25 protein-coding genes and 1 tRNA gene are annotated in these 23,831 nt (G+C 72.1%); 11 read left to right on the top strand and 15 right to left on the bottom strand.

What is annotated here, in order from left to right:
- Window positions 1-147: 147 nt before the first annotated feature.
- A complete protein-coding gene (locus ACIHCM_RS07880) occupies window positions 148-1,152 on the top strand; it encodes a Gfo/Idh/MocA family oxidoreductase (RefSeq protein WP_399890822.1) in 1,005 nt (334 codons plus the stop codon).
- 139 nt (window positions 1,153-1,291) lie between these two features.
- Here ACIHCM_RS07880 and ACIHCM_RS07875 read toward each other — a convergent pair whose 3' ends face one another.
- The gene (locus ACIHCM_RS07875; RefSeq protein WP_399890819.1) at window positions 1,292-1,834 is read right to left on the bottom strand and encodes a DapH/DapD/GlmU-related protein; all 543 of its coding nucleotides are present in this window, start codon (window positions 1,832-1,834) and stop codon (window positions 1,292-1,294) included.
- Window positions 1,835-1,943: 109 nt separating this feature from the next.
- On the opposite strand from ACIHCM_RS07875, the gene ACIHCM_RS07870 reads away from it, so the two are divergent.
- The gene (locus tag ACIHCM_RS07870) at window positions 1,944-2,858 is read left to right on the top strand and encodes an IS982 family transposase (RefSeq protein WP_399890815.1); all 915 of its coding nucleotides are present in this window, start codon (window positions 1,944-1,946) and stop codon (window positions 2,856-2,858) included.
- Window positions 2,859-2,877: 19 nt separating this feature from the next.
- On the opposite strand, the gene ACIHCM_RS07865 is transcribed toward ACIHCM_RS07870, so the two are convergent.
- Window positions 2,878-4,260, bottom strand: coding sequence for a glutamate decarboxylase (locus ACIHCM_RS07865; RefSeq protein WP_399890812.1), 1,383 nt, complete (start codon window positions 4,258-4,260; stop codon window positions 2,878-2,880).
- Between the two features lie 426 nt (window positions 4,261-4,686).
- Window positions 4,687-5,619, bottom strand: coding sequence for a GNAT family N-acetyltransferase (locus tag ACIHCM_RS07860; RefSeq protein WP_399890809.1), 933 nt, complete (start codon window positions 5,617-5,619; stop codon window positions 4,687-4,689).
- A gap of 144 nt (window positions 5,620-5,763) precedes the next feature.
- Here ACIHCM_RS07860 and ACIHCM_RS07855 point away from each other — a divergent pair, with 144 nt between their 5' ends.
- Window positions 5,764-6,717: a DUF3068 domain-containing protein gene (locus ACIHCM_RS07855; RefSeq protein ID WP_399890806.1), complete on the top strand. Its 954-nt coding sequence runs from the start codon at window positions 5,764-5,766 to the stop codon at window positions 6,715-6,717.
- A gap of 34 nt (window positions 6,718-6,751) precedes the next feature.
- Here ACIHCM_RS07855 and ACIHCM_RS07850 read toward each other — a convergent pair whose 3' ends face one another.
- Genes ACIHCM_RS07850 through ACIHCM_RS07835 form a run of 4 tightly spaced genes read right to left on the bottom strand, consistent with a single transcriptional unit; the run spans window position 6,752 to window position 10,683 of the window.
- Complete coding sequence (locus tag ACIHCM_RS07850) at window positions 6,752-7,660, bottom strand: sugar phosphate isomerase/epimerase family protein (protein ID WP_399890803.1); 909 nt, start codon at window positions 7,658-7,660, stop codon at window positions 6,752-6,754.
- A gap of 1 nt (window position 7,661) precedes the next feature.
- Window positions 7,662-8,594 (bottom strand): ATP-binding cassette domain-containing protein, encoded by a 933-nt coding sequence (locus tag ACIHCM_RS07845; RefSeq protein WP_399890800.1) that lies wholly within the window; start codon window positions 8,592-8,594, stop codon window positions 7,662-7,664.
- Window positions 8,595-8,599: 5 nt separating this feature from the next.
- Window positions 8,600-9,679 carry an ABC transporter permease gene (locus tag ACIHCM_RS07840; protein ID WP_399890797.1) on the bottom strand — a complete coding sequence of 360 codons (1,080 nt, stop codon included), beginning with the start codon at window positions 9,677-9,679 and terminating at the stop codon, window positions 8,600-8,602.
- On the bottom strand, window positions 9,679-10,683 hold the full coding sequence (locus tag ACIHCM_RS07835) for a sugar ABC transporter substrate-binding protein (RefSeq protein WP_399890794.1): 1,005 nt from the start codon (window positions 10,681-10,683) through the stop codon (window positions 9,679-9,681). The genes ACIHCM_RS07840 and ACIHCM_RS07835 overlap by 1 nt, the downstream gene beginning before the upstream one ends.
- 157 nt (window positions 10,684-10,840) lie before the next feature.
- Between ACIHCM_RS07835 and ACIHCM_RS07830 the strand changes: the two genes are divergently transcribed.
- Window positions 10,841-11,602 (top strand): GntR family transcriptional regulator, encoded by a 762-nt coding sequence (locus ACIHCM_RS07830; RefSeq protein WP_399890790.1) that lies wholly within the window; start codon window positions 10,841-10,843, stop codon window positions 11,600-11,602.
- 2 nt (window positions 11,603-11,604) lie between these two features.
- Here the strand turns inward: ACIHCM_RS07830 and ACIHCM_RS07825 are convergent, their stop codons facing one another.
- The 3 genes from ACIHCM_RS07825 to ACIHCM_RS07815 all read right to left on the bottom strand — a co-directional run bounded on the left by ACIHCM_RS07825 (window position 11,605) and on the right by ACIHCM_RS07815 (window position 13,564).
- Window positions 11,605-12,591 (bottom strand): aldo/keto reductase, encoded by a 987-nt coding sequence (locus tag ACIHCM_RS07825; protein ID WP_399890787.1) that lies wholly within the window; start codon window positions 12,589-12,591, stop codon window positions 11,605-11,607.
- Between the two features lie 87 nt (window positions 12,592-12,678).
- Complete coding sequence (locus ACIHCM_RS07820; protein WP_399890784.1) at window positions 12,679-13,344, bottom strand: NUDIX domain-containing protein; 666 nt, start codon at window positions 13,342-13,344, stop codon at window positions 12,679-12,681.
- Between the two features lie 146 nt (window positions 13,345-13,490).
- Window positions 13,491-13,564, bottom strand: a tRNA-Pro gene (locus tag ACIHCM_RS07815).
- Between the two features lie 99 nt (window positions 13,565-13,663).
- Here ACIHCM_RS07815 and ACIHCM_RS07810 point away from each other — a divergent pair.
- From ACIHCM_RS07810 to ACIHCM_RS07800, 3 genes are all read left to right on the top strand, one after another.
- Entirely contained in the window at window positions 13,664-14,179 is a 516-nt protein-coding gene (locus ACIHCM_RS07810; RefSeq protein ID WP_399890781.1) for a DUF309 domain-containing protein, read from the top strand.
- Between the two features lie 77 nt (window positions 14,180-14,256).
- Entirely contained in the window at window positions 14,257-15,030 is a 774-nt protein-coding gene (cobF, locus tag ACIHCM_RS07805) for a precorrin-6A synthase (deacetylating) (RefSeq protein WP_399890778.1), read from the top strand.
- Between the two features lie 224 nt (window positions 15,031-15,254).
- A complete protein-coding gene (locus ACIHCM_RS07800; RefSeq protein WP_399890775.1) occupies window positions 15,255-16,268 on the top strand; it encodes a YbhN family protein in 1,014 nt (337 codons plus the stop codon).
- Window positions 16,269-16,286: 18 nt separating this feature from the next.
- On the opposite strand, the gene ACIHCM_RS07795 is transcribed toward ACIHCM_RS07800, so the two are convergent.
- Together ACIHCM_RS07795 and ACIHCM_RS07790 are read right to left on the bottom strand one after the other, a co-directional pair.
- A complete protein-coding gene (locus tag ACIHCM_RS07795; RefSeq protein ID WP_399890771.1) occupies window positions 16,287-17,021 on the bottom strand; it encodes a cobalt-precorrin-6A reductase in 735 nt (244 codons plus the stop codon).
- A gap of 72 nt (window positions 17,022-17,093) precedes the next feature.
- Entirely contained in the window at window positions 17,094-17,450 is a 357-nt protein-coding gene (locus ACIHCM_RS07790; RefSeq protein ID WP_399890768.1) for a VOC family protein, read from the bottom strand.
- 111 nt (window positions 17,451-17,561) lie between these two features.
- Between ACIHCM_RS07790 and ACIHCM_RS07785 the strand changes: the two genes are divergently transcribed.
- Window positions 17,562-18,368: an HAD-IIA family hydrolase gene (locus ACIHCM_RS07785; RefSeq protein ID WP_399890764.1), complete on the top strand. Its 807-nt coding sequence runs from the start codon at window positions 17,562-17,564 to the stop codon at window positions 18,366-18,368.
- On the opposite strand, the gene ACIHCM_RS07780 is transcribed toward ACIHCM_RS07785, so the two are convergent.
- The 3 genes from ACIHCM_RS07780 to ACIHCM_RS07770 form a co-directional block, all read right to left on the bottom strand.
- Window positions 18,365-19,141 (bottom strand): sulfite exporter TauE/SafE family protein, encoded by a 777-nt coding sequence (locus tag ACIHCM_RS07780; RefSeq protein ID WP_399890761.1) that lies wholly within the window; start codon window positions 19,139-19,141, stop codon window positions 18,365-18,367. The genes ACIHCM_RS07785 and ACIHCM_RS07780 overlap by 4 nt on opposite strands.
- 90 nt (window positions 19,142-19,231) lie before the next feature.
- Window positions 19,232-20,740 carry a long-chain fatty acid--CoA ligase gene (locus ACIHCM_RS07775; RefSeq protein ID WP_399890758.1) on the bottom strand — a complete coding sequence of 503 codons (1,509 nt, stop codon included), beginning with the start codon at window positions 20,738-20,740 and terminating at the stop codon, window positions 19,232-19,234.
- A 95-nt stretch (window positions 20,741-20,835) separates the two neighbouring features.
- Window positions 20,836-22,023 carry a thiolase family protein gene (locus ACIHCM_RS07770; protein WP_399890755.1) on the bottom strand — a complete coding sequence of 396 codons (1,188 nt, stop codon included), beginning with the start codon at window positions 22,021-22,023 and terminating at the stop codon, window positions 20,836-20,838.
- A gap of 156 nt (window positions 22,024-22,179) precedes the next feature.
- Between ACIHCM_RS07770 and ACIHCM_RS07765 the strand changes: the two genes are divergently transcribed.
- The 3 genes from ACIHCM_RS07765 to ACIHCM_RS07755 are packed head-to-tail and all read left to right on the top strand — an operon-like array spanning window position 22,180 to window position 23,772.
- Window positions 22,180-22,989: a lysophospholipase gene (locus tag ACIHCM_RS07765; RefSeq protein WP_399890751.1), complete on the top strand. Its 810-nt coding sequence runs from the start codon at window positions 22,180-22,182 to the stop codon at window positions 22,987-22,989.
- 43 nt (window positions 22,990-23,032) lie between these two features.
- Window positions 23,033-23,296 carry a WhiB family transcriptional regulator gene (locus ACIHCM_RS07760; protein WP_365453377.1) on the top strand — a complete coding sequence of 88 codons (264 nt, stop codon included), beginning with the start codon at window positions 23,033-23,035 and terminating at the stop codon, window positions 23,294-23,296.
- Window positions 23,293-23,772 carry a Dps family protein gene (locus tag ACIHCM_RS07755; RefSeq protein WP_399890747.1) on the top strand — a complete coding sequence of 160 codons (480 nt, stop codon included), beginning with the start codon at window positions 23,293-23,295 and terminating at the stop codon, window positions 23,770-23,772. Before ACIHCM_RS07760 ends, ACIHCM_RS07755 begins: the two co-directional genes overlap by 4 nt.
- Window positions 23,773-23,831: the final 59 nt, after the last annotated feature.

Below are 23,831 nucleotides of genomic sequence, written 5' to 3'. Positions count from 1 at the left end.
CTCCCTGAGGGGTTTTTGATGGGCTGCTGCTGGTTGTTCGAGGGGTTTGTACTGACAACAATGACAGCGGTGTGCCGTTCCGTCACCTGAGGACCGCAAGGTCCCCAAGGACCCCCAGACCAAAGGACCCCAAGGAGCAACGCCCCTATGCGTATCGGAATTCTGGGCCTCGGCCGCATCGGTGCCTTCCACGCCGAAACCCTGTCCGGCCTCGACGCGGTCGCGTCGCTCGTCGTCGCCGACCCGTTCGCGGAGGCCGCCAAGGCCGCCGCCGAGCGGTTCGGCGCCGAGGTCTGCGACTCGCCCGAGGCGGTGCTGGCCGCCGGGGTCGACGGGGTGGTGATCGCCGCCGCGACCGACGCCCACCCCGGCCTCGTCCTGGCCGCGGTGGACGCGGGCGTGCCGGTGTTCTGCGAGAAGCCCGTCGCCCGCACCATGGCCGAGGGCGTGGCGGTACTGAGGGCGGTCGAGGGCCGGGACGTGCCGGTGCAGATCGGCTACAACCGGCGCTTCGACGCCGCGTTCACCGCGGCGCGGGACGCCGTGCTCGCCGGTGCGCTGGGCAAGCTGCACACCGTGCGGTCGACGACCCTGGACCCGGCGCCGCCGCCGGCCGCGTACGTCGCCGCCTCCGGCGGCATCTTCCGCGACTGCTCGGTGCACGACTTCGACATCGTCCGCTGGGTGACGGGCCGCGAGGTGACCGAGGTGTACGCCGTCGGCGGGAACCGTGGTGCGCGGTACATCGCGGAGGCGGGCGACGCCGACACCACGGGCGCGCTGCTCACGCTGGACGACGGCACGATCGCGGTGATCTCCAACAGCCGCCACAACGGGCGGGGTTACGACGTCCGCATGGAGCTGCACGGCTTCGAGGACTCCATCGCCGTCGGACTGGAGGACAAGCTGCCGCTGCGGTCGGTGGAGCCCGGGGTGACCTTCCCCGCGGGCACCCCGCACGACTTCTTCATGGACCGCTTCGCCGCCGCCTACCGTGCCGAACTCACCGCGTTCACCGAGGTCGTCGCGGGCACCCGGTCCTCGCCGTGCACGGTCGCGGACGCGCTCGAGGCGGGCTGGATCGCGGAGGCCTGCACACTGTCGCTGCGGGAGCACCGGCCCGTGCGGGTCGAGGAGGTCCGTACCGTCTGACTCAGATGATCAATTCCAAGGGGTCGGTGAGCGAGCGGAGGGTCTGCCCCCTGGAGTGGAGCCTGTGGCTTCGGCTCCAGGCTTCCGATGTGGCTTATGGCTGCCCGCAGTCGGGCTCGGCGTGGCCCCGAAGAGGCCGTCACCACTTTCGGTGCACGGTTGCCTTGCTGCCGGTCACCAGGCTGGCCGGCGGAACGTCATCGGCCACGACCGCGCCAGCGGCAACCACGGCGTCACGTCCAATGCTGACGCCGGGCAGGATCGTGGCACCGGCACCGATCCACACATTCTCCGCCACGTCGATGGGTGCGCCGGTGAGGTACAGCCGCCGCTCCTCGGGATCAACCGGGTGGCCGCTGGTGATGAACGTGACCTTCGGTCCGATCATCACGCGCTCGCCGAGTCGGATGCCGGCATAGTCCAGGAACGTGCAGTTCTGGTTGATGAAGACGCGCTCGGCGAGGTCGAGGTTCAGGCCGTGGTCCGTGTAGAAGGGCGGATAGATCGTGACTCTCGGCGGCAGTGGCTTGCCAAGGATCTGTTCGAACAGTTCGACCTTGCCCGCTTCGTCGTCGAAAGGCAGGAAGTTCAGGCGGGAGGTGAGCTCGGTGACCCGCAGGACCCTCTCGGCCATGGCCTGGAACTCGGCGCTGTGGATGCGCATGAGACGGTCGCTGGACATGCCACGATCCTTTCTGTGAACCGGTGGCTGTGGCTGGGCAAGACTCACCGGACGATCGAAGTCAAGGGGTGCCGGCGGAGACGAAGACGAGGGCGCCCAAGATCGTTTTGTGACGAACAACCTGGACACCCTCGCGACGGCACTCTATGTGAAGACCGACGACCTGCTGAAGGCGTCTCCGCATCTGGCGCCGTGGCGTCCGACCGTGGGGATCGCCCCGCAGCTCACCGACGCCGAACTCGTCACACTGGCAATGATGCAAGCCATGCTCGGCTTCACCTCGGAAGCCACGTGGCTCCGCCACGCCCGCTCCCACCTGCGACACCTCTTCCCCTACCTGCCCCAGCAGCCCGGCTACAACAAGCGGTTGCGCAAGGCCGCCGAACTGCTCCGCCGGGTCACCCGGTTACTGGCCGCGGACAGTTCGGTGTGGAGCGACGACGTGTGGATCGCGGACTCCGCGCCGGTGGAATGCGGCCGCTCCCGCGAGACCGTCAAACGCTCCGACCTGGCCGGATGGGCCGAACACGGCTACTGCGCCAGCCACAGCCGCTTCTTCTGGGGCCTGCGGCTACACCTGGTGTGCACCCTCCAGGGCCTGCCCATCGCCTTTGCCCTGACCGGGGCCAAGGCCGACGAGCGCGAGACCCTGCTGGACCTCCTCGCCGCCGAACCCGGCCTCGTCACCGCCCGGCCCGGACAGACACTGATCGGCGACAAGAACTACTTCGGCCAGAACTTCGAACGCGAGCTCGCCGAACAGGACATCCGGCTCCTGCGGCCAGCCCGCAAAGGCGAACCGGAACGGCCCGGAGCACCCCTACTCAAACCCCTGCGGCAGGTCATCGAGCCCGTCAACGAGACCTTCAAGGGCCAACTCGATCTCGAACAGCACCGAGGACGCACACCCGTCGGTGTCGTCGCCCGCGTCATGCAGCGCATCCTCGCGCTCACCGCAGCGATCTGGCACAACGACCACACCGGTAAGCCCGTTCTACGATCACTGACCGCCTACGATCACTAACCCCTTGGAATCGATCATCTCAGTGGTGGAACCCCGGCTGCGGCGTCACATGGGCCGCCGGTCCCGCGCCGAGGTCCCCGACGGCGGTGCGCAGGTCGTTCGCGAGGAGCGAGATCTTGTCGTAGCTGGTCCCGTGCCGGACCAGTACGCGCTGTACGACGGTGTCCTCCCGGCCGAGGGCGAGGGGGTACGCCGGGACCTGCCAGCCGCGGCGGCGCAGCTGGTCGGTGACGTCGTACAGCGTGAAGGGGGCCGTGCCGGTTTCGCTCAGCGTCCAGGTCACCGCCGGAAGAGCGCCCTGGCCGTCGTGGAGGACCGTGAAGGGGCCCATGCCGGCGACCTCTTCGGCCAGCATCTTGGCGGTGGCGGCACAGGCACCGTGCACCTTGGTGTAACCCGCACGGCCGAGGCGCAGCATGTTGTAGTACTGGGCGATCACCTCGCCGCCGGGACGGGAGAAGTTCAGGGCGAAGGTGGGCATGTCGCCGCCGAGGTAGGCGACGCGGAAGACCAGGTCCTCGGGGAGAAGTTCGGGCGAGCGCCAGACCACCCAGCCGACGCCCAGCGGAGCCATGCCGTACTTGTGCCCCGAGACGTTGATGGAGGCCACGCGGGGCAACCGGAAGTCCCAGGCCAGATCGGGCTGGAGGAACGGGGCGACGAAGCCGCCGCTGGCCGCGTCGACGTGCACCGGGACGTCGAGGCCGGTGTCCGCCTGGATCCGGTCGAGTTCAGCGGCGATCTCGGCGACCGGCTCGTACACGCAGGTGTAGGTGACGCCGAGGATGGCCACCACGCCGATGGTGTTCTCGTCGACGTACTCCCGCAGCTGGTGCGCGCGCAGCCCCAGCGCGTCCTTCTCCAGCGGGACCTGGCGCAGCTCCACGTCGAAGTAGCGGGCGAACTTCTCCCAGCACACCTGGACCGGCCCGACGACCAGGTTGGGGCGGTCGGTGGGCCTGCCCTCGGCGCGGCGGCGTTCGCGCCAGCGCCACTTCAGGGCGAGTCCGCCGAGCATGCCGGCCTCGCTGGAGCCGGTGGTGGAGCAGCCGACGGTGGTGGCGCCGTCCGGGGAGTTCCACAGGTCGGCGAGCATGTGGACGCAGCGGTTCTCGATCGCGGCGGTCTGCGGGTACTCGTCCTTGTCGACCATGTTCTTGCCGAGGCACTCGTCCATGAGCTGGTGCACCTCCGGCTCCGCCCACGTGGTGCAGAAGGTCGCCAGGTTCTGCGAGGCGTTGCCGTCCAGGCTCAGCTCGTCGTGGATCAGGGCCCGGACGGCGCGGGCGTCGGACACGCCCTCGGGCATCCGGTACTTCGGCAGCGCCCGCTCGCTGATGGGCAGGGCGTACACGTCGTCTTCGGGACCCGGTTCCGGGCGGCTGGTCTTGTGCAGGGCCATCGGGTCGAACCCCCGGGTCGGTGGGACATCACGGCGGGCGGGGCCGGGCGGGTACCCGATCGGCACAGGTGAGGGACAGCGACCCGCGCCCGGCCTCCCTCAGTCGGCAATCTCGCACAGGGTCCGGGCCCGCGCCCGTGGAGCGCACCCGGATGACGGGCCGAGGGCCCTCGGGGGCCACCACGCACGCCGGGCGACCGCGGTGCGTGGCGGCGCGCCCGCCACGCAGGGACCTGGACAGGCCCTCCCCGGGAGCTGTCCGGAGGCGCCGGCACCACACCACACCTGAACCGCACCGGCCCCGGAGGGGCCCGACCGGCATCCGGGATCCGCGCCGCCGCGCCCCGCGTCCGCGGACCCGGGCAGATGCTCACGCCCTCGGCGGGCCCGGACCGAAGCGTCACCGCACCCGGGCACGGCCCGTCCTCAGGGCGCCGACAGCACCATCCGGCGGGCGAAGTTGCGGTACCCGAGGCGGTCGAAGGCGGCGGCCATCGGGCGGTTGGTGAGGTCGGTGTCGGCCCGCACGACGTCCGCGCCCGCCTCCTGCGCGAGGATGCGGGTGATCTCGGCGAGCAAGTCGTCGACGTAGCCGTGACCACGCTGCTCGGGCAGGACGCCCAGGTAGCCGACGACATGCGAGCCGGTGTTGCGGGAGGGCAGGGCGAAACCCGCCGTGCGGCCGTCGGCGTCCTCGGCCACCCGCCACCAGGAGCGCTCGCCGGGCATCACGTCACGGTAGAAGGCCACGTCGGCGCGCGCCTGCGCCTCCGGGCCCACTGCCGCGGCCTCGGCGCGGGACGCGGCGTCGAGCGTGCCGTCGAGCACCCGGCGGAACAGCCCGGCGAAGACCTCGTCGTCGGGCTCGGGGCGGAAGCGCAGCCGGCGGGGTGGCGCGGGGACGCCGCTGTCGCGGGTCCACTCGTAGCGCAGGCGTTCCACCGCCGTGGTGAGGCCTGCGCGCCGGGCCGCCTCCTGCCGCCAGCCGAGTGCGGCGACGACGTCCGGCCGCTCCCGCCAGTCGGCGGGCAGCAGGATGTGGAACTCCGGCGGAGTCCCCTCGAAGGACGCGTGGGCCGTGGCGAGGAGGCCCGCGGCCACGTCCGTGCGGGCGGCGGACGCCACGGCGTTCAGGGTGTCGAGCGCGCCGGGCCGCTCGTCACCGGGGTTGCCCCACCACACCGCCACGGCGTGCAGCTCACCCGCCTCCTCCGCGACCCACGTCCACTCCGGACGGTACTCGCCCCGGGCGAGCCGCTCCCGGAACAGGTCCGCGTCGGCCCAGACGCCGGGCCGGCCGGCGGGCAGCAACGCGAGGACACGGTCGAGGTCCGGCTCGGCCAGGGTGCGGTGGATCACGGGGCCTCCGAGGGTGGGCGCGGGGTGTGCGCCATTTTGGCGTGCCCATGAGCGGTGGCCGCAACCGGTTTGTCACGCCGGTGCGTAGACGCGGCGCGGCGCCAGGGCCTACGGTCCCGGGGCAGCCAAGCCCTGGAGTGCCGGATGCGCCGTAGCGCCTCGCCCCTCTCCCTGGTCCTGCTGGGCCTGGGTGTCTTCCTGCTCGTCCTCGCGCCGATGCTCGCGTGGTACGTCACGCCACGCGCGGCCGTGACCCCGGTCGACATCGACGTGACCGCCGTCTACAAGGGCACGGGCAGCTATTTCGACGTCGCGGAGACCGAGACGGTCCACGACCGGCCCGTCACCGTCACCCAGCGGGTGCGCGGGGACGTCGCCGACAGCGAACGCAGCGGCCGCGCGGTGTGGGACGTGGTGACCACGGTCGACACCGAGAAGTCGCTGCCCGCCGCCGACCCGCACGACGCGCTGGACTTCTCGACCGCCCGCTGGGTCACCGACCGCAGGAGCAACCGGCCCGCCCACTGCTGCCAGGAGCAGCCGTACCACGAGGGCGAGGCATACCTGAAGTTCCCCTTCGACGTGCAAAAACGCGCGTACCGCTGGTGGGACAGCCAGCTCGGCTCGACGGTCACCCTCTCCTACCGGGGCACCGAGGAGATCCGCGGCCACCGGGGATACGTCTTCACGGGCACCGTCCCGCCCACGAAGATCGGCACCCGTCAGGTCCCGGGAGCCCTGGTCGGGCGGCCCGGCGCCGCGCAGGTGTTCGCGGAGGAGTGGTACTCCAACCACGGCATCAAGCTGGTCGTCGACCAGCCCACGGGCCGTGTCCTGTTCGCCCGGCTGGGCCCCCGCCAGACGCTGCGCGCCCCCGGCGCCGAGAAGGACGCCGTGGTCCTGCTGGACGTGGAGAAGCTCAGCCACACACCCGCCACGCAGGAGTTCGCGGTCGACAAGGCGAAGGCAGACGGGGCGCAGCTGCGCGCGGTCGGCCGGACGGTCCCGATCGGCGCGGCCACCGCCGGGTTCGTGCTCGCCGTCGTGGGCGGGGTGCTCGTGGTACGGGGCCGGAGGCGGCCCGCGGACAAGCGGTGACCCGCCGGCCGCACGGACCGGCCCCGGCGGGCCGTCAGGCTCCGCAGGACCGCAGGAACTTGCGGGTGCGCACCGCGATCGGCAGCGGCTTGCCGGGCTCGCAGGGGTACATGTCCTGCTCGACGATCGCGAACAGGTCCACGCCCAGCCCCTGAGCGGCCGCCAGGACCGGGCCCAGCTCCGGCACGCCGGCCGGCGGTTCGCACATCACCCCGCGCTGCACGGCCGGCCCGAACGGCACCTCGTTCGCGACGACGTCGGCGAGGATCTCCGGGTCGACCTGCTTGAGGTGCAGATAGCCGATGCGCTCGCCGTACGTCTCGATGAGCTTGACGCTGTCGCCGCCGCAGTAGGCGTAGTGCCCGGTGTCCAGGCAGAGCTGGACCAGCTCGGAGTCGGTCGAGTCGAGGAAGCGCTCGACGTGGTCCTCGGTGTCGATGTGGGTGTCGGCGTGCGGGTGCACGACGATGTCCAGGCCGAACCTCTCCTTGACCTCGTGCCCGAGGCGCTCCATGCCCTTGGTCAGGTGCGCCCACTGCTCGCCGGTCAGCTCCGGCGGCTCCAGGATCTCGGCGGTCCTGTCGTCGCGCCAGAACGACGGGATGACCACGAGGTGCCCGGCGCCCATCGCCTGGGTGAGGGCGGCGACCTGGCTGACGTGCTCCCAGGTGGCGTCCCAGACGGACGGGCCGCGGTGCAGGCCGGTGAAGATGGTGCCGGCCGAGACCTTCAGGCCGCGCCTTTCCACCTCGTCGGTGAGCCGGGCCGGGTCGGTCGGCAGATAGCCGTAGGGGCCGAGCTCGATCCAGGAGTACCCGGCCTCGGCGACCTCATCCAGGAAGCGTTCCCAGGGCACCTGCTGGGGGTCGTCGGGAAACCAGACGCCCCAGGAGTCCGGCGCCGAGCCGACCCGGATGCGGTCGAGGGCGGGGGTGTCGGCCATGTCAGGTGGTCCCTTCGGAAGAGGCGGCCGGAGAGGCGGCGGGCGCGGGAGAGTCCTTGGAGGGCGGCCCGGCGAGGTCCTCCGCCTCGGGAAGCTCCTCCACCTCGACGCCCCGCACCTGTGACAGCTCGTGCTTGAGGGCGGCGAGTTCCGCGCCGCCGGCCATGTGGTTGGTCAGCTCCTCCAGGCTCACCTCGCTGCGGTCGGCGCTCAGTTCGAGGGTGCCGAGGCGCAGCACGCTGAAGTGGTCGCCGACCATGTAGGCGTGGTGGGGATTGTGCGTGATGAAGATGACGCCGAGCCCACGGTCGCGGGCGGCGGCGATGTACCTCAGGACGACACCGGACTGCTTGACGCCCAGGGCCGCCGTCGGCTCGTCCAGGATGAGGACGCGGGCGCCGAAGTGGACGGCGCGCGCGATGGCCACGCACTGGCGCTGGCCGCCGGAGAGCGTGCCGATCGGCTGTTCCAGGTCGTCGAGGACGATGCCCATGTTGCGCAGTTCCTCGTCGGCGGTCCGCTTCATGCGGGCGATGTCGAGGCGGCGCAGTGGCCAGGGTCCCTTGGTGAGCTCGGAGCCGAGGAAGAAGTTCCGCCAGACCGGCATCAGCGGGACCGTCGCGAGGTCCTGGTAGACGGCGGCGATGCCCCTGTCGAGGGCCTCGCGCGGGGTCGAGAAGCGCACCGGATCGCCGTCCACGAGGAACTCGCCCTCGGTGTGCCGGTGCAGCCCGGAGATGATCTTGATGAGGGTGGACTTGCCGGCGCCGTTGTCGCCCAGGACGCAGGTCACCTTGCCGGGGTGAACGGCGAGGTCGACACCGTGCAGGGCGCGGATGTTCCCGTAGGACTTGCCGGCGCCGCGCAGTGCGACGAGGGCTCCGGCGCCCTGGGGCGTGGCGTCCTGGGGCGCTGCTCCGTGGGTCGTGGTCATGGCGGTCACCTCCGGGTCGCGGTGCGCTGCACCCACAGATTGATGAGGACGGCACCGAGCAGCATCACACCCAGGAAGGCCTTGAACCAGTCGGGGTTCCAACCGGCGTAGACGATGCCCTGCTGGACCATGCCGAACATGAACGCGCCGAAGACCGGCCCGATGGCGGAGCCGTGGCCGCCGGTCAGCAGACAGCCGCCGATGACGGCCGCGGCGATGTAGATCAGCTCCTGCCCGACGCCCTCGCCGGACTGCACGGTGTTGAAGGAGAACAGCTGGTGCATGCCGACGAACCAGGCGCCGAAGCCGACCAGCATGAACAGCGTGATCTTGGTGAAGGTCACCGGGACACCGACCGCCCGGGCGCTCTCCTTGTTCCCGCCGACGGCGAAGATCCAGTTGCCGTACTTGGTGCGCAGCAGCACCCAGGTGGCCAGGGCCGCGAACACGAGCCACCACAACACGGTGATCTTCACCTGGACGCCCCCGACGTCGAAGGACGAGGCGAACAGCGCCCTGGCCTGCTCGAAGCCGTCCATGGTGCTGATGTCGTCGGTGGCGACGTTGCCGGTGACCGTCTTGGTGACGGCGAGGTTCACGCCCTGCAGGATCAGGAAGGTGCCGAGGGTGACCAGGAAGCTCGGCAATCCCGTCTTCACCAGCACCCAGCCGTTGAACGCGCCGACGCCGACCGACACCACGAGCGCGACGACCACGCCCGTCCAGACGTTCAGGGTCAGTTGATAGCTCAGCATGGCCGCGGTGAGCGCCGAGGTGACCACGGCGACGCCGGCCGACAGGTCGAACTCACCGCCGATCATCAGCAGGGCCACGGGCAGCGCCATGATCCCGATGGTGGACGCCTGGTAGAGGACCGTGGCCATCGAGCCGCCCTGGCGGAGCGAGGGCGCGGCGATCAGGAAGAAGACGAACACGGCGACGGCGCCGAGGAAGACGCCGACCTCGGGCCGGGCGAGCAGTCTCAGCGCCAGGGGCCGCTGCCGGGTGCGTCCGTCGGGCGGCGGCTCGGCGCCCGGGTCCGGCGGTGCGCTCACCGCCGGCACGGCCTGCTCGGTCATACCCATCACCGGGTCCCCTTCGCGGCGAACGCGGAAATCCGCTCGACGTTGGACTTGTCGACGAACGCCGGGCCGGTCAGCACGGGCTGTTCACCGCCACCGCTGTAGTTGCCGTTGTTCTTGTAGAGCCACAGCCCGTCGATCGCCAGATACCCCTGGAGATAGGGCTGCTGGTCGACGGCGAACTGGATGTCGCCGCGCTCGATGGCCCCGGTCAGGTCCTTGTTGAGGTCGAAGGTGGCGACCTCGGCCTCGCTGCCCGCCTCGGACACCGACTGCACGGCGGTCATCGCGAACGGGGCTCCGAGGGCCACGACGTAGTCGATGGCGCTGTCCTGCTTGAGCTTGGCGGTGATCGTCGACTTCACCGAGGGCATGTCGGTGCCGTTGACGTTGAGGGTCTCCGTGGTGCCCTCGAACGTCTGCTTCACCCCGTCGCAGCGCTGTGTGAGGCCGACGTTGCCCTGCTCCTGGATCACACAGACGGCCTTCTTCGCGCCTTCCGCGTTGAGCCGCTTGCCGAGCGCCTCGCCGGCCACGTTCTCGTCCTGCCCGAAGAACTCCATCAGGCCGAGCTCTTTCCAGTCGCTCACACCGGAGTTGAGGCCGACGACCGGGATCCCGGCCTGTTCGGCGTTGCCGAGGACCCCCTTCAGGGCGTCCGGCTTGGCGAGGGTGACGGCGATGCCGTCGACCTTCTGGTCGATGGCGTTCTGGACCAGGTTGGCCTGGTTGCCGGCGTTGGGGTCGGCGGAGTAGACGAGCTTGATGTTGTCCTTGGCGGCGGCGGCCTCGGCGCCCTTGCGCACGATGTCCCAGAAGGTGTCGCCCGGCGCCTGGTGGGTGACCAGGGCGACCGTCATCCGGGGCGTGCCGGCCTTGCCCGCCGAGGCGCCGTCCGCTCCCTCCTCGGCCTTCTTGCCTCCGGAGCTGCTGGAGCAGCCGGCCAGGGCCAGGGCCGCCGCCGCTGCCACGGCCAGGGCGGAAGTGATTCTGCGAGAGCGGTCCATCTTTCCTGCACCTCACTGTGCGATGGGGGAAAGGCTGTTGTTGGGACGGGATCAAAGTCCCTGGCGCGCTCACTGTCAATACTTTGTTAAGACATCATTTCACAAGCAGGTCCTAATGTTAGAACAAACTGCTACGGTGGGGGCTGGGAGGGACGCCATGACCAGTACCGCACCGGGGCTCGCCGCCATCCGCTTCGCCCTCGACCGCACCAGTCCCGTGCCGCTCTACCACCAGCTCGCCCAGCAACTGGAGGCAGCCGTCGAGAGCGGCCTCCTCACCCCGGGCGACCAACTGGGCAACGAGATCGACCTGTCGGTCCGCCTCGGCCTGTCCCGGCCCACGGTCCGCCAGGCCATCCGGTCCCTGGTCGACAAGGGCCTGCTGGTCCGCCGCCGGGGCGTGGGCACCCAGGTCGTGCACCGGCAGGTCAGACGCCCGCTGGAGCTCAGCAGTCTCTACGACGACCTGGACGCCGCCGGGCAGCGGCCCACCACGCGGTTGCTCCGCAACGAGACGGTGCCGGCCGGCGCCGGCGTCGCGGCCGCCCTCGCCGTGCCCGAGGGCGGCGAGGTCACCGTGCTGGAGCGGCTGCGCTTCACCCACGGCCGCCCGGTGGCGTTGCTGTGCAACTACCTGCCCGCGGGCCTGCTCCCCCTGGACACCGGCCGGCTGGAGACGACCGGCCTGTACCGCATGCTGCGGTCCACCGGCGTCACCCTGCACAGCGCCCACCAGAGCGTCGGCGCCCGCGGCGCCACCGCCGAGGAGGCCGCCCGCCTCGAGGAGACGACGGGCGCCGCACTCCTGACCATGCGGCGCACGGCCTACGACGACACCGGCCGCGCCGTGGAGTACGGGACGCACCTCTACCGCGCGTCCCGGTACGCCTTCGACTTCCAGCTCCTGGTACGGCCCTGACGTCAGTGCGCGGCGTCCAGCCGGGCCCGCTGATCCGCCGTCAGCTCCAGCTCCAGCGCCGCGAGGTTCTCCTCCAGCTGCGCCACCGACGAGGCCCCGGCCAGCGGGATCACCGGCAGCTCCGCCCCGAGCTGCCAGGCCAGCACCACCTGCCCCACGGTGGCACCGGTCTCGCGCGCGACCTCGCGCAGTACCGCGAGCCGGGCGGGCGTGCCGGGGTGGTCGTAGTCGGGGGGCAGCGGCTTGTCCTCGCGGGCGTACGCCCCGCCCAGCAGCGGCGAGTAGGCGACCAGCGTCAGCGCCGGCTCGGCCCGCAGATAGCCGAGGAGCTCGGCCCCCGCGTGACCGAGGCTGCCGTCGGGGAAGAGGTCGCTCGGGACGTCGAACCTGGGGCGCAGGTGGCTGTGCTGGTACTGGAGGACCTCGTAGCCGGGCAGCCCTGCCGCGGCGGCGAGCGCGCGGGCCCGCTCCACCCGCCATATCGCCTGGTTGCTGACCCCGAGCAGCCCGGCCGTGCCGTCCTCGACCAGGGCGGCGAACCCCTCGACGGTCTCCTGCTGGGGGACGGTGGGGTCGTCGATGTGGGCGTACAGCAGGTCCAGCCGGTCCATGCCGAGCCGCTCGCGGCTGCGCTCCGCCGCCTCGCGGATCACTTTCGCCGACAGGCCCTCCGGGTTGTCGATGTAGCTGGTGCCGGGGGCGAGGGGGCGGGCGCCCAGCTTGGTGGCGATCACCACCTCGTCGCCGATGCCGCGGCTGCGCCGCCAGCGGCCGAGGAGTTCCTCGCTCTGGCCGCCCTGCCCGCCGTCGGCCCAGAAGGCGTAGTTGTCCGAGGTGTCGATGAAGTTGCCGCCGGCCTCGACGTAGCGGTCGAGGACGGCGAAGGAGGTTCGCTCGTCCGTGAGCGAGCCGAAGAGCATGGCGCCGAGGGCGAGCACGCTGACCTCGCGGCGGTGCCGCGGATCGGTGCCGATGGTGCGGTACTTCATGGTGATCCCTCCCGTTCGCGCCCGGTTGTCCGGCGCACGAACGGGAGTCTTCAGGCTGAAGCGCACTTCAAGTCAAGGAAGTGCGGGCTACCGCTTGGCGAACGGCCCTTCGAGCGCCGCCCATTGCAGCAGCATGATGGTCTTGGCGTCGGCGATCTCGCCGGTGCGGATCATCTCCAGGGCCCTGCGGAAGGGAAGTTCGAGGATCTCGATGTCCTCGCCCTCCTCACCGAGGCCGCCGCCCTCGTGGGTGCGGGTCGCCGGCCCGTATGCGGCGGCGTAGAAGCTGACGCGTTCGGTGACCGAGCCGGGGCTCATGTAGATGTCGAAGACGTGCTCGACGGCGTCGATGGTGTGCCCGGTCTCCTCGATCACCTCACGCCGCACGGCCTGCTCCGGGTGCTCGTCACCGTCGTCGAGCAGTCCGCCGGGCGTCTCGATCAGCATGCCGTCGGGGTGCCCGTTCACATACACCGGGAACCGGAACTGGCGGGTGAGCAGCACGGTCTCGCGGGCGGCGTCGTAGAGCAGCATCGTGGCGCCGTTGCCGCGGTCGTGCGTCTCGCGCTCCTGGGTGCTCCAGGTGCCGTCGGCGTGCCGGAAGTCGAAGGTGGTCGTCCGCTCCACGTACCAGTGGCTGGACAGCAGCTTCACGTCCCGCACCTTGACGCGCGGGTTGCCGGTCAGATCGCGGCCGGTCCGGTCGAGCCCGGTGCGGCCGCGCCGGTCCGGGGTGTCGATACCCGCGGTCATCGCGCACCGCCCGGACGGAAGGAGATCGAGCACAAGGAGAGGAAACGGAAGGAGATGAATTCGTCGCTCATGCTCCCGCTTGTACCATCCGGCCCCACGGATCCATGGAAAAGGGGCCACCGAAATGATGGCCCCTCGCCGAACTGTCGGGACGACAGGATTTGAACCTGCGACCCCTTGACCCCCAGTCAAGTGCGCTACCAAGCTGCGCCACGTCCCGATACACCTCGTCGCGGAGAACCGCGTGAGCGCGCGCTGGGTACTTTACCCCACGCCCCCGGACACGCCGAAGCGGGACCGCGGGCGGCACAATCACGGTATGGGCAGCACACCGGAAGGACGTCAGACCGGCGCAAGGGACCGCGACAGCGAGGGCCGCGCGCGCAACGCACGACCACGCGACGGGCTCGGACGGCCCCTGCCGTACGACGCCCAGGGCGTGGCACGGCAGCCCGAGGGGCTCGTACGGACGCCTGGGGAGACGGTCGACGAGGCACAGGCCCTGCTGGACGCGGGCAAGCCCTTCCACGCGCACGAGGTCTTCGAGGACGCCTGGAAGTCCGGTCCCGACGAGGAACGCGCCCTGTGGCGCGGCCTCGCCCAGCTGGCGGTCGGGCTCACCCACGCGGCCCGCGGCAACACGACGGGCGGGGCCCGGCTGCTGCGCCGCGGGGCGGGCGCGATCGAGGAGTGGGCGGCGCGGACGGGACGCAAGCGGCCGTACGACCTGGATCTGCCGGGTCTGGCACAGTGGGCACGAGCCCTGGCGGGCGACGTGGAGCGCGGGACCGTGGTGGAGGCGGCGGCGCGCGCGCCGGGTCTGCGGGGCGCGTGAGGGACGTCAGACGCGGTCCGGGCCGTCGTGCACGAGGCGGTGGGACCGCTGCCGCCGGAGTGGGGCAGACTCGGCGCGTGCGAAAAATCCATGTCATCGGTATCGGCGCGGGCGACCCCGACCAGCTGACCCTGCAGGCGGTCCGGGCGTTGCGGAGCACGGACGTCTTCTTCCTGCTCGACAAGGGCGAGATGAAGGCCGACCTCACCCGGCTGCGCAGACAGATGCTCGACACGCATCTGCCGGAGGGGACGTATCGCCTGGTCGAGGCGCGTGACCCGGACCGGGACCGGAGCGCGGGCGGGGCCGCGTACTCACCGGCCGTCGGAGACTGGCGCAGCGCCCGCGCCGGCATCTACGAGCGGCTGATCGCCGAGGAGCTGGGCGAAGGAGAGACCGGCGCCTTCCTGGTCTGGGGCGACCCGGCGCTGTACGACAGCACGCTCGGGATCCTGGAGGAGGTTCTCAGGCGCGGCACGGTGGACTTCGAGTACGACGTCGTGCCGGGCATCAGCAGCGTCTCGGCGCTGGTCGCCCGGCATCGCACGGGGCTGAACCGGGTCGCCCGGCCGGTGCAGATCACCACCGGCAGGCGGCTCTCCGAGGGCTTCCCCGAGGGCGTGGACGACGTGGTCGTGATGCTCGACGCCCACCAGGTCTTCCGGCGGTTCGCCGACCAGGACATCGACATCTACTGGGGCGCCTACATCGGCACGCCGGACGAGGTCCTCGCCTCGGGCCCGATCGCCGAGGCGGCGCCCCGCATCGAGCGGCTGCGTGCCGAGGCGCGGGAGCGCAAGGGCTGGATCATGGACACGTATCTGCTGCGCAGGAACCCCCAGGACCGCTAGGGCCGCCCGGGCCGGCCACGCCGGAGGGCGACCCGGCGAGCGGCCCGGCGCCCCGGCCCGGCGCTGTCACCGCCGCTTTCTTGCGCTGCCCGCTGGCGCCACTTCGGCTGCTGGACACCGGAGCGTCATGCCGGCCGGGCACGTTTCGGCCGTCCCCACCTGTCTCGCCTTGCATCCGTCCACCCCGCTCCTTCCGGGCGCGATGCGGAAGGACGACGTACGCCGTGACCCTGGTTCCGCCGGCCGCCGCTCTCCCCAGCGCGCTCGCCACCGCCGCCCCCGTCCGCTCCCCCTCCGCCGCACGCCTCTCCCGTCTCACCCGGCACGGCCTCACCGCGCTGCCGCTGCTGCTGATCGGCGGCTGGGCCGTCGTCGACTGGCCCTCCGTGCGGGGCGGCGCCGCCCGGCTGGCCGCCGCCGACGCCGGCTGGCTGCTCGCCGCCCTGTTCTTCACCTGCCTCGGCTGGCTGGCCGCCGCGCTGACACGCCAGGGCGCCATCCCCGAGCGGCTGCCGCCGGGACTGCTCATCGCCTCGCAGTTCGCCGCCGGCGCCGCCAACCACGTCCTGCCGGCCAGCATCGGCGCCCACGCGGTGACCCTGCGCTTCCTCCAGAGCCAGGGCATACCCCTGGCCCGCGGCACCGCCTCCCTCGCCCTGTACTCGCTGGTCAAGCCGGTGGCGAAGACAGCCGTACTGATCGTGTTCCTGGTGGCCCTCCCCGGCATGCTGCACCTCGGCGAACTCGTCCCCGACGACAGCACCCTGCTGCTGGCCGCCGCGGGCGTGGGCGTCGCCCTCGTGGTGGCCGGCTGCCTGCTGGCCGTCGTCCCCGCCCTGCGCCGCCCGGCCGTCGGCTTCCTGCGCACCGCCCTGACCGACGCCCGCCTGCTGCACACCCGGCCCAGCCGCGTCCTCGCGCTCTGGGGCGGCGCGGCCGCCACGCCGCTGCTCCAGGGCAGCGTGATCGCCACCGTCGGCTTCTCCCTCGGGCTTCAGCTGTCCTGGGCGCAGGTCGTCTTCGCCCTGCTCATCGCCAGCACGGCGGTCGGCGCCGTACCCGCGCCCGGCGGGATCGGGCCGGTGGACGCGGCGCTGGTCTTCACCATGGCCGCGTTCGGGGCACCGGTGGGGCTGGCGACGGCGACCGTGATCGCCTACCGGGTGCTCACCGTGTGGGTGCCGCTGCTGCCTGGAGCGCTGGTGCTGTCGGCACTGGTGCACCGCAAGATCCTCTGAGTCGGGACAGCCCTGGCCTCACCCGAGCCACGCCAGGGCGCCCGGCACGTCCGGTACGGCCGCCGCGCCCGGCGGCAGCGGCGGACGGCGTACGACGACGACGGGGATGCCCAGGTCACGGGCCGCCGTGAGCTTGGCGGCCGTCGCCGCTCCCCCGCTGTCCTTGGTGACGATCACGTCGATGCGGTGCTCCCGCAGCAGCGCCGCCTCGCCGGCGACGGTGAACGGGCCTCGGGCCAGGACCACATCGGTGTGCGGCGGCATCGGCGGCCCGGGCGGCTCCACGGACCGGACGACGAAGTGCGGCTCCGCGAGATGGGCGAAGGCGGCGAGGCCCAGGCGGCCGGTGGTGAGGAACGCCCGGCGGCCGAGCCGCGGCAGCAGCTCCGCGGCCGCGCCCAGGGAGGCGACCGGGTGCCAGTCGTCCCCGGGCACGGGCCGCCAGCCGGGACGGCGCAGCACGACGGCCGGGACGCCGGACAGGGCGGCGGCCCGGACCGTGTGCGCGGTGATCGCCTCGGCGAAGGGATGTGTGGCGTCGACGACGGCCGCGACCTCGTGCGCGCGCAGCCACCCGGCCAGTCCCTCGGCGCCGCCGAACCCGCCGGTGCGCACCGCTCCGCCGACCGCCCCCGGCCGCGACACCCGCCCCGCCAGTGACGTGGTGACCCGCACGTCGGGGCGGGTGGCCAGCACGGCGGCGAGTTCGCGGGCCTCGGTGGTGCCGCCGAGGATCAGGACGTGACGGGGCATGGCGTCGAGGGTACGGGGCGCGGCGGGGGCCTTCCGTCCGGCCGGGAGCGGGGCGGGACCGAGCTCGCCCGGTCATGCCCGCGGCGGCTGGTGCAGGCCGAAGGGCGAGCCCTGGTCGTCGCGGCACAGGGTGAAGCGGCCGAACCGGGCGTCGGAGTCCGGGTCCTGCTGACCGATGTCCTCGACGCTGCCGCCGAGTTCCCGCACCCGGGCGATCGCGGCGTCGATGTCGTCGACCCGGAAGAAGAGGTACGGGGACGCGTGCTCGTCGCCGCCGTGCATGCCGCCCGGCAGCCCGCCGGTGCCGATGGTGAACCCACGGCCGCTCGGCCCGGGTTCGAGGCTCCAGCCGAAGAGGGCTCCGTAAAAGGCGCGACCGCGCTCGGGGTCGGCCACACCGATCTCGAAGAAGGACGGTTCGCCTGCCATCACGTGTCTCCCGTCGCGGGCTTCGCGCGGTGCGGCCGATCGGCCCACAGAGCCGTCCCCGTCATCGGCCGGGACCCCGCCCCGGCGCACCCGAATGGCTATCGTCCAGGCATGGACCAGGTCCGTGCCGTGCTCATCGACATCGACGGCGTTCTCACCGTCTCGTGGCGGCCCCTGCCCGGTGCGGTGGACGCGCTGCGGGCGATCCGGGACGCCGGGCTGCCGGTCGCCCTGGTGACCAACACGACGTCCCGCACACGCGCGTCCCTCGCCGCGACGCTCGCGGAGGCCGGCTTCCCGGTGACGCCGGACGACATCCTGACCGCACCGGCGGTGACCGCCGCGTATCTCACCGCGCACTTCCCGGGGGCGCGGTGCCTGCTGCTGAACAGCGGGGACATCGGCGAGGACCTGGAGGGAGTGCGGCTGGTGTCCGCCGACGTGGCCGCCGCGGACGAGGCGGTCGACGTCGTGGTCGTCGGAGGCGCCGGGCCCGAGTTCACGTACCCGGCGCTCAACCGGGCGTTCGGGCACCTGGAGCGCGGGGCGCGGCTCGTGGCCATGCACCGCAACCTGTACTGGCGTACCAGGGACGGCCTTCAGCTCGACACCGGGGCGTTCCTGGCCGGGCTGGAGCGGGCCGCCGGTACCGAGGCAGTGGTGACAGGGAAGCCGTCGGCAGCGTTCTTCGAGGCCGCGCTGGGCCGGCTCGGCGTGCGGGCGGGCGACGCCGTGATGGTGGGCGACGACATCGAGTCCGACGTCCTCGCGGCCCAGCGGGCCGGGGTCACGGGGGTGCTGGTGAGGACCGGGAAGTATCGGCCCGAGACACACCGGGCGGCCGACGGCACGCCCGATCACGTGATCGACTCGTTCGCCGGCCTCCCGTCGCTCCTGGGGCTGGACGGGCGGCGCTAGCGCAGCAGCAGCTGCAGGCCGCCCACCACCGTCGCCGCGATCACCAGCTGCTCGAACAGCCGCTGGTTGATCCGGTTCACGGCCCATTTGCCGAGGATCGCGCCGGGCACCACGAACACCACGAGCGCCGCGTCCAGCAGCAGCGACCGGCCGTCGATCAGCCCGAGCCCCGCGCTGAAGGGCACCTTGGAAACGTTGACGATCAGGAAGAAGAACGCGGAGGTGCCCAGGAAGCCCAGCTTCCGGAAGCCCGCCGACAGCAGGTACATCGACATCACCGGGCCGCCCGCGTTGGCGACCATCGTGGTGAAGCCGCCGAGGACGCCGTACGAGCGGGCCTTGATCCGGCCCGGCCTGCTGGTCACCGCCTCCGGCTCCGCCTCCGTCGCCTCCGCCGACCTGCGGCGCCAGATCGTCACTCCCGCCATCAGCAGCAGGATCGCCCCGATCGAGGTCCGCACGGCCCCGTCGTCGGCCCATACCAGGAACAGCGTGCCGAGCACGACGCCCGCCGCGACCGCCGGGAACAGCCGCCACAGCGTGGGCCAGTGGGCGTGCCGCCGGTAGGTGAGGACCGCCAGCACGTCGCCGGCGATGAGTACCGGCAGCAGCACCCCGGTGGAGGCGCGGGCCGGCAGTACGGCCGCGAAGACGGCGAGGCTGACCGTGTTGGCCCCGCTCACGGCCGTCTTGGAGAAGCCGACCAGGAGCGCGGCGAAGGCGAGGGCGGCGAACTCCCAGCCGGTGATGTGCCAGAGTGTCATCGTGTCCATGCGGACACCGATGCTATGCCCATGCATCTGGTCGCCGTAAGGAGCGTCTCGCCAGGTGGCCCCTGCGCGGCTCGCGCGTCCTCGGCGCGGCTAGCGCGTGAAGCGCGTGCGCAGCTCCCGCTTGAGCACCTTCATGCTGGGCCCCAGCGGCAGGGCGTCCGCGAACTCCACGCGCCTCGGGTACTTGTGCCGGCCCAGGTGCTGCTTGGACCACTCGCTGACCCCGGCGGCGTCGAGGTCGGCGCCCGGCGCCGGTACGACGACCGCGCAGACCTCCTCGCCGTGCAGGTCGTCCGGCAGGCCGATCACGGCGACCTGGGCGATGCCGGGGTGGCGCATGAGCACCTCCTCGACCTCCCGCGGATAGACGTTGTAGCCGCCGCGGATGACGACGTCCTTCTGGCGGTCGACGATCCTGAGGAAGCCGTCCTCGTCCTTGGTGCCGAGGTCGCCGGTGCGGAACCAGCCGTCGACGAGCACCTCGGCGGTGGCCTCGGGGCGGCCCAGGTACCCGGAGAAGACGTTGTGGCCCCGGACGACCACCTCGCCCAGCTCACCGGCCGGCAGCAGCTCGATCCTTCCCCCGACCTCGGCGCGGGCGATCTCCACCTCCACGCCCCACAGCGCATGCCCGATGGTGCCGGGCCGGGTGCCGAACACGGGCTGGTTCACGGTCGCCGCAGGCGAGGTCTCCGACAGGCCGTATCCCTCGTACACGGTCGACCCGAACGCCTTCTCGAACCGCTCCAGCACGGCCACCGGCAGCGAGGCACCGCCGGAGACGCACATCTTCAGCTCGGGCAGCACGTCCGCCTCGGCGGCCGCGGCCAGCAGGGAGACGTACATCGTCGGCACCCCGTGGAAGGTGTTCACCTTCTCCTTCACCATCAGCTCGATCGCCCGCCCCGCGTCGAAGCGCGGCAGCAGCACGAGCGTCGCACCCGCCCGCCAGGTGGAGTTCAGGGACACGGTCTGCCCGAACGCGTGGAACAGCGGGAGCGCGCCGAGCGCGATGTCGTCGGGCCGGGTGTCGTTGGCGTCGAAGGCATTGACGGTCGCGTTCATCACCAGGTTGAAGTGGCTGAGCACGGCCCCCTTGGGGACGCCGGTGGTGCCGCTCGTGTACAGGACGACGGCCGGGTCGTCCGCCTCGAGGCTCACGTACGACGGCAGCGGCTCGGCGGCCGCCGCGAGCCGTTCGAAGTCGGCGTCCAGGGTGACGGCCCGGACCCCGGCGGCCAGCGCGGCGGCGGTACCGGTCTCCGCCTGCGCCGGGTGGACGAGCAGCAGCGTCGCGCCGCTGTCGCGCAGGACGTGCTCGACCTCGCCGGGCGACAGCAGCAGATGCACGGGCACGATGACTGCGCCCGCGGCCGCGACGGCGTAGTACGCGATCGGGAACTCTGCCGTGTTGGGCGCCATCAGCGCCACCCGGTCCCCCGGCCGGACACCGAGTCCGGCGAGGGCGCCGGCCTGGGCGAGCGCCCGTTGCCAGACCTGCCCGAAGCTCAGCCGCAGGTCACCCTCGACGAGGGCGGTGCGGTCCGGGCGGCGCCGGGCATTCTCGGCGAGGATGACGGCGAGGTTGAGGGTGGCCATGTCCGACTGCTCCATCTCCTGACTGCGGCTTTCGGCTTTCGGCTTCGGCTCCGGCTCCGGCTCCGGCTCCGGCTCCGGCTGCTGCCGTACCGCTGCTAATGCCTCTCCACCAGCACCGCGCTCCCCTGCCCCACGCCCACGCACATCGTGGCCAGCCCCCGCCCGGCGCCCGTGCGCCGCATGCGGTGCAGCAGGGTGGTCAGGATGCGGGCGCCGGAGCAGCCGAGCGGGTGGCCGAGGGCGATCGCGCCGCCGGTCGGGTTGACCACGTCGGGATCGATGCCGAGCCGGTCGACGCAGGCGAGGGCCTGGGCCGCGAACGCCTCGTTGAATTCGGCCTCCTCGATGTCGCCGACGCTCCAGCCGGCGCGCCCCAGCACCTTCTGCGTGGCCGGGACGGGGCCGATGCCCATCACGTCCGGATGGACTCCGGCCGAGGCACCCGCGACGTACCGGCCCATGGACTCCAGCCCCAGGTCGTTCAGCGCCTCCTCGCTGACCAGCAGGAGTCCCGCCGCCCCGTCGTTCATCGGGGACGCGTTGCCCGCGGTCACCGTGCCGCCCTCGCGGAAGACGGGCTTGAGCCGGGCGAGCTTCTCGTACGAGGTGTCCTCACGGACGCATTCGTCGCTGTCGACCACCACGCCGTCGGGGCGCCGCACCGGCAGGAGTTCGTCGTCGAAGTGGCCGTTGTTCCGGGCGTCGGCGGCCAGCCGGTGGCTGCGCAGCGCGAACTCGTCCTGTCGTTCACGCGGGACGCCGTAGCGCTCGGCGACCTCCTCCGCGGTCTCCCCCATGGACAGCAGGCCGTGCAGTTCCTTCATCGCCGGGTTGACCAGCCGCCAGCCGAGGCGGGTGTCGGCGGTCTCGATGCGGTGCGGCAGCGCCTCGTCGGGGCGGGGCAGTACGAAGGGGGCGCGGCTCATCGACTCGGAGCCCCCCGCGAGCACGATGTCGGCCTCGCCCGCGGCGACGGTACGGGCCGCGAGGGTGACCGCTTCGAGGCCGGAGGCGCACAGGCGGTTGACGGTGGCGCCCGGGACGGTCTCGGGGAGGCCGGCGAGCAGGGCGGCCATCCGGGCGACGTTGCGGTTGTCCTCGCCGGCCTGGTTGGCGGCGCCCCAGTAGACGTCGTCGATGCGGGCCGGGTCGAGGGCGGGCACATCGGCGACCAGCCCGCGGACGACCGCGGCGGCGAGGTCGTCGGGCCGTACCGAGGAGAGGGCTCCGCGCAGCTTGCCGATGGGGGTGCGGCGGGCGGCCGCGAAGTGGACGGGACGCACGACTGACTCCTGACCGGGAGCTGGATCATCAGCCCCGAGAGTTAATTAGCACTGCTAGTTTTCGACTATAGCTCTCCGGGGCCCGGCCTGGGAAGCCATCCCGGCTCCGCCCTGGGAAGATCCCGGGAAGCCTTCACCGACGCAGCTGGGGAAACCATGACCGACACCCGCGAGCACGTCCTCACCGGCACCCGGGGCACGATCACCGCACGCGAGTGGCCGCACCCCGGGCCGTCCTTCCTTGCCCTCGTCTCGCACGGCTACGGCGAGCACATCGGCCGGTACGAAGGGGTCGCCGGGACGCTGCTGGCACGGGGGGCCGCCGTGTTCGGCCCGGACCACATGGGGCACGGCAGGTCCGCGGGCGAGCGGGTGCTGATCGCGGACTTCGAGGAGGTCGTCACCGACCTGCACGCGGTCGCCGAGCGGGCCAGGACGGCGTACCCGGGCCTGCCGCTCGTCCTGATCGGGCACTCCATGGGCGGACTGGTCGCGGCCCGCCACGCGCAGCGCCACGGGGAGGTACTGTCCGCGCTCGTCCTGTCCGGGCCCGTGATCGGCACCTGGGACACACCAGGCCGGCTGCTCGCCCACGACGTGATCCCCGAGGTGCCCGTCAGCCCCTCGGCGCTGTCCCGCGACCCCGCCGTGGGGGCCGCCTACGCCGCCGACCCGCTGGTCTGGCACGGCCCGATGAAGCGCCCGACCCTGGAGGCGTTCGCCCGGACCCTTCAGGTCGTGGCCAGGGGCGGGGATGCCGGCGGCCTGCCGGTGCTGTGGCTGCACGGCGGCGACGACCGGCTGGTGCCGCTCGCCGGGAGCCGGGCCGGCGTGGAGCGGCTGAGCGGGGGCGACCTGACCGAGCGGATCTACCCGGGAGCGCGCCACGAGGTCTTCCACGAGACGAACAAGGCCGAGGTCTTCATGGACATGACCCGGTTTCTCGACAAGGTGCTCGCGAGCTGAGACATGCCGTTTGCACCGGTTCGCCCGGGGCACCCGCGCCGGCATGGAGTGGTTGCGGAGAGCCGCCTGCGTGGACGAGGACCCCGAGTTGTTCTTCCCCGTGGGCACGACCGGACCGGCGCTGAGGGACATCGCGGCCGCCAAGCGCGTCTGCGCCCGGTGCACGGTGATCAGCCAGTGTCTGCATTACGCGCTGAACAGCGGGCAGACGTCGGGCGTGTGGGGCGGGACCGGCGAGAACGAACGCGCCGAGCTGCTCCGTACATCGAGGACCAGGGACGACATGAGAGGGAGAAACGCACCATGACCGTCGTGAGGAGCACCCTTCCCGACGACGCCCGGCAGATCGCGACCGACGCGCTCCAGGAGACCCTGGTGGACCTGCTCGGACTGTCACTGACCGGCAAGCAGGCGCACTGGAACATCGTGGGACCCCGGTTCCGCTCGATCCACCTCCAGCTCGACGAGGTGGTCTCGTCCGCCCGTGACTTCGCCGACACGGTGGCGGAGCGCGCCGCGGCCCTGGGCACCCCGCCCGACGGCCGCCCGGAGACCGTCGCCGCCCGTTTCTCGCTGCCCGGCCCCAAGGACGGCTGGCTGCGCGACGACGAGGTCGTCCAGGTGATGGTGGAGGCCCTGGAGGCGGCGATCGGCGGGCTGCGGTCGCGGATCGAGGCGACCGAGAAGGCCGACCCGGTCACGCAGGACCTGCTCATCTCCATCACCGCGGAGCTGGAGAAGCAGCGGTGGATGTTCCAGGCGGAGAACGCCCCGCGCGACTGACCGCGGGACGGCAACCCCGCACGAAGTCCGTACAGCACCCCCCCCGTACGAAGGGAGGG

The sequence above is a fragment of the Streptomyces sp. NPDC052023 genome, assembly GCF_044548465.1.
In the GTDB taxonomy this organism is placed as follows: Bacteria; Actinomycetota; Actinomycetes; order Streptomycetales; family Streptomycetaceae; genus Streptomyces.
This window is presented reverse-complemented; position numbering and strand designations above follow the sequence as displayed.